Annotated in this window: 12 protein-coding genes; 5 read left to right on the forward strand and 7 right to left on the reverse strand. The window is 63.2% G+C overall.

Annotated features, from left to right (window positions below; genetic code table 11):
- Window positions 1-139 precede the first annotated feature (139 nt).
- The 6 genes from ACM6UT_RS20085 to ACM6UT_RS20110 form a co-directional block, all read right to left on the reverse strand.
- On the reverse strand, window positions 140-1,327 hold the full coding sequence (locus tag ACM6UT_RS20085) for a zinc-dependent alcohol dehydrogenase family protein (RefSeq protein ID WP_416799121.1): 1,188 nt from the start codon (window positions 1,325-1,327) through the stop codon (window positions 140-142).
- A 53-nt stretch (window positions 1,328-1,380) separates the two neighbouring features.
- The gene (locus ACM6UT_RS20090) at window positions 1,381-2,145 is read right to left on the reverse strand and encodes an SDR family oxidoreductase (RefSeq protein WP_416799122.1); all 765 of its coding nucleotides are present in this window, start codon (window positions 2,143-2,145) and stop codon (window positions 1,381-1,383) included.
- 11 nt (window positions 2,146-2,156) lie between these two features.
- Window positions 2,157-3,632: an aldehyde dehydrogenase family protein gene (locus ACM6UT_RS20095; protein ID WP_416799123.1), complete on the reverse strand. Its 1,476-nt coding sequence runs from the start codon at window positions 3,630-3,632 to the stop codon at window positions 2,157-2,159.
- 242 nt (window positions 3,633-3,874) lie between these two features.
- Entirely contained in the window at window positions 3,875-4,840 is a 966-nt protein-coding gene (locus tag ACM6UT_RS20100) for a LysR substrate-binding domain-containing protein (protein WP_064334736.1), read from the reverse strand.
- A 49-nt stretch (window positions 4,841-4,889) separates the two neighbouring features.
- The gene (locus ACM6UT_RS20105) at window positions 4,890-5,579 is read right to left on the reverse strand and encodes a class I SAM-dependent methyltransferase (protein WP_416799124.1); all 690 of its coding nucleotides are present in this window, start codon (window positions 5,577-5,579) and stop codon (window positions 4,890-4,892) included.
- A gap of 46 nt (window positions 5,580-5,625) precedes the next feature.
- Complete coding sequence (locus tag ACM6UT_RS20110) at window positions 5,626-6,768, reverse strand: CaiB/BaiF CoA transferase family protein (protein ID WP_416799125.1); 1,143 nt, start codon at window positions 6,766-6,768, stop codon at window positions 5,626-5,628.
- A gap of 260 nt (window positions 6,769-7,028) precedes the next feature.
- On the opposite strand from ACM6UT_RS20110, the gene ACM6UT_RS20115 reads away from it, so the two are divergent.
- Genes ACM6UT_RS20115 through ACM6UT_RS20135 form a run of 5 tightly spaced genes read left to right on the forward strand, consistent with a single transcriptional unit; the run spans window position 7,029 to window position 11,564 of the window.
- Complete coding sequence (locus ACM6UT_RS20115; RefSeq protein ID WP_064334743.1) at window positions 7,029-7,841, forward strand: HpcH/HpaI aldolase/citrate lyase family protein; 813 nt, start codon at window positions 7,029-7,031, stop codon at window positions 7,839-7,841.
- On the forward strand, window positions 7,832-9,187 hold the full coding sequence (locus ACM6UT_RS20120; RefSeq protein WP_416799126.1) for an MmgE/PrpD family protein: 1,356 nt from the start codon (window positions 7,832-7,834) through the stop codon (window positions 9,185-9,187). Before ACM6UT_RS20115 ends, ACM6UT_RS20120 begins: the two co-directional genes overlap by 10 nt.
- Before the next feature lie 45 nt (window positions 9,188-9,232).
- Window positions 9,233-10,393 carry an acyl-CoA dehydrogenase family protein gene (locus tag ACM6UT_RS20125; protein WP_145926149.1) on the forward strand — a complete coding sequence of 387 codons (1,161 nt, stop codon included), beginning with the start codon at window positions 9,233-9,235 and terminating at the stop codon, window positions 10,391-10,393.
- 9 nt (window positions 10,394-10,402) lie between these two features.
- Entirely contained in the window at window positions 10,403-11,239 is an 837-nt protein-coding gene (locus ACM6UT_RS20130; RefSeq protein WP_416799127.1) for an HTD2 family dehydratase, read from the forward strand.
- A gap of 43 nt (window positions 11,240-11,282) precedes the next feature.
- Window positions 11,283-11,564 carry a MarR family winged helix-turn-helix transcriptional regulator gene (locus ACM6UT_RS20135; RefSeq protein WP_416799128.1) on the forward strand — a complete coding sequence of 94 codons (282 nt, stop codon included), beginning with the start codon at window positions 11,283-11,285 and terminating at the stop codon, window positions 11,562-11,564.
- Between the two features lie 456 nt (window positions 11,565-12,020).
- Here the strand turns inward: ACM6UT_RS20135 and ACM6UT_RS20140 are convergent, their stop codons facing one another.
- Entirely contained in the window at window positions 12,021-12,680 is a 660-nt protein-coding gene (locus ACM6UT_RS20140; RefSeq protein WP_416799151.1) for a glutathione S-transferase family protein, read from the reverse strand.
- Between the last annotated feature and the right edge of the window lie 30 nt (window positions 12,681-12,710).

The following is a 12,710-nucleotide window of genomic DNA, read 5'->3' on the forward strand; positions in this document are numbered from 1 at the left end:
CACAGCCCGGTTGTGGTCGGGCAGTGTCTCTTTCGGCTGTCGGCCGTGCCGGCGATACGCAGGGACACGCCGTCTCCCCTTTTTTGGCGCAGCCCTCTCCCAAACCGAACAGACATCTTAATGATTTCTGAGTCAATAATCATTTTATCAGATCTGCGCGCTTTTTGTTCCGCCAGAGGGTGATTTCCTCCGCGTCGAAAAGGACGACCTGGCGGATCGCCTCACCGCGGTCCAGCCGGTCGAATCCCTCGTTGATTTCCTCCAGCGGCAGGACATCGGTCAGCAGGCGATCCACGGGCAGTTTTCCGGCACGGTAGAGGTTGATGAAGCGCGGGATATCCCGCTGGGGCACGCACGACCCCATGTAACTGCCCTTTACCGTGCGCTCGTCGGCGACGATATTTACGGCCGGGATCTTGAACTCCGCCACTGGCGAGGCCAGCCCGGCCGAAACCGTTTGCCCACCACGGCGCGTGATGCGGTAGGCGATATCGAACGCCGAAACGGCGCCGGCCACTTCCACGGCATGATCGACGCCACCGCCAGTATCGGCACGCACCCGCTCGATCACGTCCTTGTCCGCCGCGTTATAGGCGCGCGTCGCGCCGAGACTGCGGGCGATGGCGAGCTTTTCCTCGAAAGGATCGATGGCGACCACTTCAGTCGCCCCGGCTGCAACAGCGCCCAGTAGCGCGGCAAGACCAACTCCACCGAGCCCGACGATTGCCACGCTTTGCCCGGGCTGCACTCGGCAAGTGTTGACGACGGCGCCCACTCCCGTCTGCACCGCGCAACCGAAAAGCGCGAGTTCGGCAAAGGGCACATCCGGCGCATCGACCTTGACCACTGAGTGGCGGGAAACGACGGCATGATCCGCATAGCCTGAAATGCCGCAATGATGATGGATATCGCCATCATCGCAGGAATAGTGCAGCCGCACCCCTCCGGCCATCATCACGCCCTTGCCGTTCGCTTCAGCGCCCGGAATACAAAGGGCAGGACGGCCTTCAGCGCAGGGCAGACAATGGCCGCAGCTGGGCTGGAAGGTCATCACCACCCGATCGCCCGGCACAAAATCGCGAATTGCCGAGCCGACCTCGACGACTGTCCCCGCAGCCTCGTGCCCGAGGATCATGGGCGTCTGTCGCGGCCGGTTGCCATTGATCACCGACAGGTCGGAATGGCAAAGACCGGCCGCACCAATGCGGACCAGAAGCTCCTCCGGACCGGGCGGGTCGAGTTCGACCTCCTCGATCGACAGCGGCCTGCTTTGCGCGAAAGGCGGCGCAGCCGGCGATTGCTTCAAGATTGCGGCGCGGATTTTCATGGTCACGGTCCTAGGGAAAAAAGGGCCCCTCAGGGGAGGGGCCCAGTCGGGGATCAGACAGTCCGGCCGCCATCGACCGGCAGCAGCACGCCGGTGATGAACTCGGCGTCGTCCGAGGCGAGATACAACGTTGCCCTTGCGATATCGTCGGGACGCGACATGCGGCCCCACGGGATTGTCGCGACAAAGCGGGCGCGGTTCTCGGGCGTATCCGGCACGCCCATGAACGCCTCCAGAAGCCCCGTCTCGCCCATGACCGGGCAGATCGCGTTGACGCGGATTTTATCGGGTGCCAGTTCCACAGCCATCGACTGCGACAGGATGTTCACCGCACCCTTCGTCGAGTTGTACCAGGTCAGTCCCGGACGCGGCCGGATGCCGGCGACCGAGCCGATATTGACGATGGAGCCTCCGCCGATCCCGCGCATCAGCGGCACGATGATGTTCGTGATGTGGTAGATCGACTTCACGTTGATCGCATAAACGCGGTCGAACTCCTCCTCGGTCACCTCGAGCATCGGCTTGTTACGGTGAGTCCAGCCGGCGTTGTTGACGAAGACATTCGGCGTGCCGAACGTGTCGACGACTTTCTGAACAGCAGCCTCCATCTGGCTGCGTGACGTGACATCGGCAGTGAGCGCAAGCGCGTCAGGCCCGATCTCCCCGGCAACCCGCTCGGCAGCATCGCCGCGCAGGTCAAGAACGCCCACCTTCGCACCCTCGGCAGCGAAGAGCTTGGCGATGCCCTCGCCGAATCCACCGCCCGCACCTGTTACGATGGCGATCTTTCCTGCCAGACGGCCTCTTTCTCCAGTCATGGCTTCCTCTCCTAATCGTGTTTGATGACAATGGTCTTGAGCGCGGAAAACTCGTAGAGAGCTTCCATTCCCTTCTCACGCCCATGACCGGATTTCTTGACGCCGCCGAAGGGCAGCTCGATGCCGCCGCCGGCGCCATACGCGTTCACGTAGACCTGGCCGACCCGCAGACGCCGCGCCATTCGGATCGCGCGGCTCGTGTCACGGGTCCAGACGCCGGCGACCAACCCATAGTCCGTGCTGTTGGCGAGTGCGAGCGCATCGGCCTCGTCTTCAAAGGGAATGGCCGCGAGAACCGGGCCGAAAACCTCGTCGAAGGCGAGCGCGTTGTCGCGGGGTACCGGGCCAAAGATGACCGGCGGCACATAGAAACCGCCGGCCGGAGCCTTAGGATGGAGACCGCCCTCGGCGATGACGGGAACGCCCTGTTCCTTCGCCCGCGCGATGAACCCCTCGACCCGCTCCTTCTGCTTTGCGCTGATGATCGGCCCGAGGTCTGGATCGTCGTTCGGCAGCCCGGCCCGGAGCGCGTTGAACCGCTCGGCGATCCGGGCAATCGCCTTCTCCCAGATCGAGCGCTGCACCAGAACGCGCGCGCCAGCCGAACAGGTCTGTCCGGCGTTCTGGACGATGGCCGCCACGACGACCGGAACAGCGGCATCGAGATCGGCATCCTCAAAGAGGATCTGCGGGCTCTTTCCGCCCAGTTCGAGCACGCAACCGATGTGATTTTTCGCGGCCGCCGTCTGGATCAGCGTGCCGACCTGCGGTGAACCCGTGAAGGAAATGAAGTCTATACCGCGATGCTCAGCAAGGGCAGCACCCGCCTCGTGGCCGAGACCGGGGACGACGTTGACCGATCCTTCAGGAAAACCTGCCTCGGCAGCGAGTTCGGCGATGCGCAGAACGGTCAGACAGGCATCCTCGGCCGGCTTAAGCACGGTCGCATTGCCCATGGCCAAAGCGGGACCAAGGGTGCGGCCCGTCATCTGTGCCGGATAATTCCACGGGATCACATGCCCGGTAACGCCGAGCGGCTCGCGTTCGCCGGTGACATAGTAGCCGTTCATGAAGGGAATCTGTTCGCCGTGGAACTTGTCTGCGGCACCGCCGTAGAACTCGAAGTAGCGCGCCGTCGCTTGAATATCGGCACGAGCGGCGCGAATGGGCTTGCCGCAATCGCGTGCCTCGATCGCTGCCAGTTCCTCGGCATTGTCCAGAACCAGCTGCGCCAGCCGCATCAGAAGGCGACCGCGCTCGGTAGCGGTAAGGCGTCCCCAGGTGCCGGTTTCAAAGGCGGCACGCGCCGCAGTCACAGCCCGATCGATATCGCTGGCGTTTCCTGCTGCGATCTCGGCAAAGATCACACCTTCCGCAGGCGCCACCACTGGCAGCGAACGTCCCGATGCCGAAGGTTCCCAGCGGTTGTTGATGAAACAGCCTTTTGCGGGCTGCAGTCCGGCCTCACGCGGATAGTTTTCAGCCACGCGGCTGCCCTCCTCCATGTGCCATGCGTCCATGATCGCGCGCAAACCGCGCGGCGGATTTTCACAAGGCAACGATCTCCTCCGCACCGCCGCCACGGTCAGCCGTGGCGGGGTGAATGAGGCGATAGTGACAGCTAACTCGGCGGAAGGACAAATTCAGAAATTCGTCACCCCCCATATTCAAATGTTCTGGCGCGGGCTTTGGTGCTCCGCGCTAAATTATACGGTTTGCGGTGGAGAGATCAGGCTTCCCCGGCTCTGTCCGGCAGGTCGGTTGCGCCGGCCCAATTGCCGTTTCGTGCGAGTTCGCGCAGCAGTTCCTCGACCAGGTCGCGGATGGCGGCAACCGCATTGGTCATCGGCCGCTCGATCGCCGATGCCAGATGCACCGAACGGCGAATCGGCGGGTCCGCGATAACCCAGCTCCGCAGGCTGCCCGCCTGCACTTCCCGCGACACGGCATTGAGCGGCAGCACCGAGCAACCGAACCCGGACGCGACCAATTCCTTGATGTTGGAGTAAGAATCGACCTCGATACTGACGTTCAGGTCGACCTTGGCGGCCTTTGCATGCTGATCCAGGAGTGAGCGAAGGCCGTGGTCCTGGCCAGGCAGGATCAAAGGAAGTCCGGCCACATCGGAAAGTCCAAGGCGCCTGCCGGGTTCGGGAAGACCAATGCCTTCCCCCAGCCCCTTCTCGGGCGCGAAGAAGACAAGTTCCTCCTCAAGAAGCTCGACCGTTGCCAGACCCGCATCGGAAACCTTGCGATAGATCACCGCCAGATCGATGCGCGATTCGCGCATCCAGTCCAGGACGAAACCGCTCATCGCTTCTGCAATGCGCAGCTGGATCTTGGGATAACGCCGGCGCGCTTCGATGATCAACGGGACCGAGAGGATTTCGCTGATCGTGCCCGGCAATCCCAATCGCACGACACCGGCAGGGTCGCTCTTGTGCCCACGTATCTCCTCCTCGGTCACCACCAGCTGATCGAGAATGATGCGGGCATTGCGCAGAAGAATCTCGCCCGCCTCCGTCGGCACAACGCCCTGGGGACTGCGAAACAATAGGGGGGTCCCGAGGTCCGCCTCTATGTTGCGCACATGCAGCGATAGCGCAGGCTGCGCGATATGCAGGACGGCCGCCGCCCGCGAAAACGAGCCCTGCTCAACGATGGCGATGAAGTACCGAAGTTGCCGAATATCCATGGCGGAAGGACTATACTAACAAGATCGGTCGCGCATCCGTATTGTGCACTCAGCCCGCATTGGCCCGCGCAAGGATCCAGCAAAGGATTGGTTGAACGAGAACGGCCTTGCCGTCGCGGATCAGGAGCTCGTCGCGCCAGACCCGCTCGAGTTCGAGGCGCTCCCGTTCAACTGTCGCCGCCCGGTCGGGGTCGACATCCAGCAGATAGTCGATAAATCCCTGCAAGTCGCTGAACCGGCTTTCCCGGTCCCACCGCAGCAGATCGCGCAGCACCGCCCCGCCACCCGCAACGAACGAATCGATTGCTGCGATGGCAAGGGCGCGCACTTCAGTCTCGTCATCGATGGGCTGCATGCAGCGGAAGAAACTGCCGTCGGCGACGGGCTCGATCACAAGAAGCTCCCCACCGGGGCACAACAGGGAAAGTATTCGGGACAGGGCATTCTGCATCTCGGCAGGCGCCACATGATGCAGGGCATTGACCATGCAGGCAGCATCGAAGGGACCGATGTCGTCGAGCAAGGTCTCGGCGGCGGCCTGTATGAAGGACGCATCCGGCGCGAGCCGCCGCGCGGCCGCTACTGCCTCCGCACGCGGGTCGGCGCCGGTTACATCGAAACCCGCAGCGGCCAATCGCACCGCCAAGCTCCCACTGCCGCAGCCGATATCGAGGATCCGCTTCGCATTCCGCTTCCGGAATGCTTCGGCGAGAACGCTCAGATTGTCCGATTTGGCCACGCCGGCAGGGGAAAGGATCGTTGTTCTGGACGCCATCTCATGTACCTCAATCCGCCGAGGCGACCCCGTCAAACTCCGCCATGATCTCGCGGGTGTGGGCCCCCAGAGCAGGGACCGCGCCCAACTCGGCCACTTGCCCGTCCACCACGGTTCCAGGAGCCAGCATCCGTACCTGTCCTGAAGGCGTTTCGACCTCGACGTAGCGGTTCTGCGGATGGGCGGCGAGATCCTGAAGGGTCGACACGCGCCCATAGGCGATACGCGCCTTCTCCAACCGCTCAACGATATGATCGCGGCTAAGGCTCCCGAAGGCGGCCTCGATAATGGCGTTCAGGGCCGGGCGATTGGCCACTCGGGCCGAGTTATCGGAAAATCGCTCATCTGTGGCAAGCTCGGGCAGATCGAGTACATTCGAGCAGAACTGCGCCCATTCCCTCTCGTTCTGGATCGAGAACAATACCCGCCGCCCGTCGCGGTCGGCATAGGCGCCATAGGGCGCGATGGTCGGATGTGTGAGCCCATTGCGGGGCAGGACCTGCCCGCCGTAGACGTATTGCAGATAGGGCACATTCATCCAGTCGGTCAGCGCATGGAAAAGCGAGACTGCAATATGTCGCCCCTTTCCGGTCCGCTCCCGTGCGTAAAGGGCTTGCAGCACCGCCTGATGGGCTGTCGCACCCGCGGCGATGTCGCAGATCGAGATGCCCACGCGGGTCATGCCCTCGGGCGTCCCGGTGATCGAGGAAAGCCCGCTCTCGGCCTGAACCAGCAGGTCATAGGCCTTGAGGTCCTTGTACGGTCCGTCCTCGCCATAGCCGGAGATCGACAGCGTAATGAGGCGCGGATACCGCTCACGCAGCACGTCGGGCGCAAAGCCCAGCCGGTCGATGGCGCCGGGCGCCAGGTTCTGAATGAAGACGTCGGCCCGCGCGATCATCCGCGTCAGGATTGCTCTTTCCCTCTCCTCGCGCAGGTCAAGGCAGACGGACTGCTTGCCGCGATTCAACCAGACGAAATAGGCACTTTCACCGTGGACCAGCCGGTCATAGTTCCGGGCGAAATCCCCTTCCGGCCGCTCGACCTTGATGACCCGCGCACCCGCCTCGGCCAGCCGCGACGAGACCAGTGGCGCGGCGACGGCCTGTTCGACGGAAACCACAAGAAGGCCGGCAAGGTCGGTATTCGTCATGACTGGCATCCCTTCGCAATACTGGATGCCCAAAAGTGCACCCTTGGATTTGCGGCAGGATTGACGAAACCAGCCATCACATCAAATAACGGCTTTCTCCATCCGGCATAACGAAAACAGATAGCTGGCCATGTCGTTGCAATACATTTGCGCTATGGATCTGAGATAAAAAATATATTTCCATTTATACCCCCGGCTCCGCATGATCCGCCTGCACAAGAGGAGAGCCGGGTAAGCCGATGCATAGGGAAATCGCCAATATGACGCTTCCCCTGTTCGTGCCCGCCGACCGGGCCGACAGGTTCGCAAAGGCCGCCTTCGCCGGCCCGGATGCCGTGATCATCGATCTGGAAGATGCCGTCGCTCCGCAGGTTAAAGAGCGAGCACGCGAGCAGTTGCCGGAAGGATTGTCCTTCGTGCCACCCGACATGCCTGTCCTGCTGCGGATCAACGCGGCTGGCACGGAGTGGCATGAAGCGGATATGGCAGCCGCGGCGCAGCTGCGGCTGCCGGCCGTGCTTCTCCCGAAGGCGGAAAGCGCTGAAGAGCTCCGCCGTGTCGAGGATCACTGCGGATGTCCGGTAATTGCCCTGGTGGAAACGGCAGTCGGGCTTCATCGGGCGGTCGAGATTGCCGAAGCATCGGCCCGGATCGCCTTCGGCTCCATCGATTTTGCCGCTGACCTCGCGATGGCCCACACGCGGCAGTCACTTCTGGCAGCGCGCTCGGCCCTTGTCATGGCCGCCCGCCTGGCGGGGCGGCCCGCGCCGATAGACGGCGTGACCACCGCCATCCACGATGCCGATCTGATCGCCGACGACTGCGCCCATGCTGCCGAATTGGGCTTTTCCGGCAAATTGCTGATTCATCCGGCTCAGATTGTCCCGGCGCGCCGCGGCTTCTGTCCGTCTGAGGCTGAGCTGAACTGGGCTGCGAGAATTCTGGCCGCGGCGACTGGCGGAACGGCGGCGCGGGTCGACGGCGCCATGGTCGATGCACCGGTGATCCGCCGGGCCGAGCAGATCATGGCTCGCCACCTGGCGCAGGCCAAAAGGAGTGACGCATGTCCCTGACCATGACCCTCGCCGGCTTTGCCTGCGGTATCGATACACGCGAAATTCCGGACGAGGTCATGGCGCGCGCCCTGGCGCTCGTGACCGATTTTACCGGCTCGATCCTGCGGGCAGCGCATGAGGCGGATTCCACCCCTGCGGTCCTCGCCATGCTGGAGCGTCTCGGCATGGAGGGCGACGGCCCCTGCACCGTTTTCGGCCTAAACCGGCACTACGGCGCGGCCGCCGCGGCTCTTCTGAACGGTACGTTCGGTCATAGCCTCGACTTCGACGACACCCACGCGGACAGCTCGCTTCACCCCAGCGCGCCGGTGGTTCCAGCCGCTCTTGCGGCAGCCGAACTGACCGGCGCATCCGGCGCCGATTTCCTTGCGGCGGTCGTCATGGGCTTCGAGGTGTGCTGCCGCCTTGGCATGGCGCTCGACCCGACGGAACACTACGCTCGCGGCTTTCATCCTACGGCGACTGCCGGCACCTTTGGCGCTGCGGTGGCCGCCGGGCGTCCTCTCGGGCTGGATGCGAAGGCCATGTCGGCTGCTCTCGGCGTTGCCGCGAGCCAGGCCTCCGGCTCTCTGCAGTTCCTCGTCAACGGCGCCTGGAACAAGCGCTATCAGGTGGGCGAGGCATCGATGAAGGGTCTCATGGCGGCAACGCTTGCTGCTTCGGACTTCGTCGGCGCAGAAGATGCTATCGACGGCAAACATGGCTTCCTGCGTGGTTACAGCGACGGCGCCGACCCCGAGCGGGCGGTGGCGGGCCTCGGAACGGTGTGGGAAACGTTGCGCATCGGCATCAAACCCTACCCCGCCTGCCGCTACACCCACGCCGCGGTGGATGGTCTTCTTGCGCTGAGACGGGACCTCAACCTTGCACCGGACGAGGTGGAGGCCATTACCGTAGGCCTGCATCGCAACGGCATTACCCTGGTCGGTGCTCCGATTGCGGAAAAGCGCCGGGCCCGCAGCGTTGTCGAAGGCCAGTTCTCCATGCCCTTCGCCGCTGCCGCCGCACTTTTGCGGGGCCGCTTCGGCTGGGACGATTATGATCTCCTCGGCAAACCCGAAACCGAGGCCTTGGCCGCCCGGGTGGACGTGGTCCGCGACGAAAGCCTCGAGAACCTGCGCCATCCCTTCGGCGCTACGCTCACCCTTCGGGCAAGGAATATCGATTACCGCCTGCGCATCTCCGACCCTTCGGGCGAGCCGGAAACCTTTCCCGACGCGCAGGCCATTGCCGCCAAGTTCCGCACGCTGGCCGGCCCCGTGTTGAACGCCGACGCCGACACCCTTCTCAACCGCCTGCACGCCCTGCCGCAGGCCCTCTCCATGCGCGACTGGTTCAGCTGATAGCAGCCGAACCCTGCATACTGACGGAGCCACCCTTTGAAAGACATCAACAGCCAGCACGAAACCCACGCGGAACTGCGCGAGGGCATCCGCGCGCTCTGCGCAAGTTTTCCGGCGGAGTATCACCGCAAAGTGGATGAAGCCCGCGCCTATCCGGAGGAGTTCGTCGACGCGCTGACGAAGGAAGGCTGGATGTCTGCCTTGATTCCCGAGGAATACGGCGGGTCGGGCCTTGGCCTGACGGAAGCGGCGATCATCATGGAAGAGATCAACCGTGCCGGCGGCAATTCCGGCGCCTGCCATGGACAGATGTACAACATGAATACGCTGATCCGGCACGGCTCGGAAGAACAGCGACGAACATATCTGCCGCGGATCGCCAGCGGAGAGCTGCGCCTGCAGAGCATGGGTGTGACCGAGCCAACCACCGGCACCGACACGACGCAACTAAAGACCACCGCAACCCGCAAGGGTGACCGCTGGGTCATCAGGGGTCAGAAAACCTGGATCAGCCGGGTGCAGCATTCCGACCTGATGATCTTGCTCGCCCGCACGACGCCCCTCGACAAGGTGCGGAAGAAGTCCGAAGGCCTTTCGATCTTCCTCGTCGATGTGAAGGAGGCCATGAAGAAGGGGATGGAGGCGCGCCCCATCCTCAACATGGTCAATCATGAGACCAACGAGCTGTTCTTCGATGACCTGGAGATCCCCGTAGAGAACCTGATCGGCGAAGAAGGACAGGGGTTCAAATACATCCTTACCGGCCTCAATGCAGAACGCACGCTGATCGCAGCGGAATGCATCGGCGACGGCTACTGGTTCACCGACAAGATCATCGAATACACGTCGAGCCGCGTGGTTTTCGGTCGCCCTATTGGCCAGAACCAGGGTGTACAGTTCCCGATCGCCGAAGCCTATATCGAGATCGAGGCCGCCAACCTCATGCGCAACGAGGCCTGCCGCAAGTTCGATGCGGGCCTCCCCTGTGGGGCCGAGGCGAACATGGCGAAATACCTGGCCGCCAAGGCCAGCTGGGAGGCCGCAAACGCCTGCCTGCAATTCCACGGAGGATTCGGTTTCGCCTGCGAGTACGATGTGGAGCGCAAGTTCCGTGAGACACGTCTCTATCAGGTCGCGCCGATATCGACCAATCTGATCCTGTCCTATGTCGCCGAGCACATCCTCGGCATGCCGCGTTCTTTCTAGGAGACTGTCATGGATCTGGATATCGAACACTTGAAGACGTGGATCGGCAAAACACGTGAAAGCCGGGATGTGATTTCGCCGCGCCTTGCCAACAGCCTAGCAGCCGTTCTGGACGAGGCGCCGGCTCTCAACGAAGGCGACCGACCGCCGGCCGGCATCCACTGGTGCCTCTCGCCGGATATAGCACCGATGTCGGGTTTGGGGCCTGACGGCCATCCCGCCCGGGGCGACTTCCTGCCGCCCGTACCCTTGCCCCGGCGCATGTGGGCCGGCGGAGAGCTCGTCTTCTCAGGCGAATTCCGTGTGGGAGACGAGGTGATACGCCGCTCCCGTATCGCCGACATCGCGCTGAAGACCGGGCGAAGCGGCACGTTGTGTTTCGTCACCGTCACCCACGACTATCTCGGCCCCCGCGGTCTTGTTCTCAACGAACGGCACGATATCGTCTATCGCCCGCTCGATACTTCCGCCGGGCGTCGGCCACGCGAAACCCCGCTGCCGGAACCGGCAAGAACGGAAGAAGTGGACGCGAACCCGGTTCTGCTCGCGCGCTACTCGGCAGTCACGTTCAACGGGCACAGGATCCACTACGACCGTGATTACTGCCAACGGGAAGAAGGCTATCCCGGTCTCCTTGTGCACGGCCCCCTGCAGGCCACATTCCTTCTGCGGCTCGCCAGCCGCATGAACGGAGACCGCCCGCCCAGCCGCTTCGAATTCCGCGGTGTCTCGCCCCTGTTTGATGGCGGCCACTTCTTCGTCAATGCAGCGAGGGTCGACCAGAGTTGTCGTCTCTGGGTCAGGTCTGGAGACGAAACTGTCACCATGGAGGCAAAGACGGAGTAACTCGCGCTGCCCGCAACGCCTCAGCATGGACAAGGCGACGACAATGGTGCTCGTCGACAGGCTGGAGGCCTGCCAACTCCTCGAACGCCGCACCTCCGACGTCGACCGTCGGCGCAAAGACCTGTTCCTGACCGCACAGGGGCAGGCGATACTGCAGGAAGCCCGCGACCTCATCGCGGCCCAGGAAAGGCGTCTCACCTCGCGCTTCTCCGGCGCCGAACTCGACGCGTTCATCGAGCGATTGAAACGGAGCTATCAATCTGACGAAGAGCCGCGCGGGAACAACGGATCTGCCGGGGCTGCCCGCGCGGCAGAGGCCCACTGATTCCCATTCGCCTCAGACCCTTCGGCAACGGCCTCACACCCTTCGGCAACCCCAGCATTCGCGGCGGTGTGCTCATCGCCACGCGTTTTCGCTGCGATTCTCGTAGTGCGAGAACGCCGTCCTCAAACCTTCCAGGACCTCGGCCGACGTCTCGAACATTGCCTTGAGCTGCGGCTCGTCGACCTTGTCGATATCCGCGCGGAGGGTGATTGATCGTCTCTTCGAGGCGAGCGCGCATCTTGCGCGTGTGGTGCCGCGGATCGCGGTCGGTATCGCTGGCCATCGGAATACTCCTTCTGAAGGCACGATCCCACCCCGCGGGATCGGAATTGTGCGTGGATGCTCTTCCCCTAACATCGGGAGCCATGACGGGTTCCAGGCTGGCTCTGTCCACGGCGGCAGGCGCGCGCCGCGTCTGCCGTGTTCACGACGTCAAGTGACCGAGATCCGCGCAGTTCAGCGCATCAGTCTTGCCAGATGGGATTGGCGTCCACGCAGGAAGGCCTCGAGGCGCATGTTGTAGTCGACGCCGACTGCGGATGCGACGGAGGGGCGCGCCGCGAGAGCCGAGCGCCACCCGTGCGTCTTGGGCTTGTCCGCCAGAACGCCGAAGTCGCCGACCAGGTCGAAGACGTCGAAATACCGAAAAACGGGCCCGAAGACCGTGTCGACCAGCGAGAACCGATCGCCGTCGAAAAACGGGCCATCGTCGAGGCGCTGTTCGATCCGGCCGAATTTCGCCTCCAGGGCGACCACCCTGGCCTTGAAAGCTGCCTCGTCGGGCGCGGAATAGAAACCTGCGATATCGTCCAGGACCGCTGAGCCGAACTCGATCCAGGCGCGGTGATCGGCACGTGCCAGGGGATCTGCAGGATGCAGCGGATTGGCCTCGGTCTCTTCAAGGTATTCGAGGATCACGGCGCTTTCGAAGATGGAATGATCGCCGACCTTCAGGACCGGTGTCTTGCCGAGCGGCGAAATCGCCTGGAACCACTCCGGCTTCTGCGAAAGATCGATATCGATGCGCTTGAAAGGGACGGCCTTTTCCGAAAGCGAAATCACCGCGCGCTGCACATAGGGGCAGAGCGGATGGCTGATCAACGTCAACGAGGGCATGACCGTCACTCCCCCCCAGACATAGTAGAG

The organism is Ciceribacter azotifigens (genome assembly GCF_048159625.1).
GTDB classification, from domain to species: Bacteria; Pseudomonadota; Alphaproteobacteria; order Rhizobiales; family Rhizobiaceae; genus Allorhizobium; species Allorhizobium azotifigens.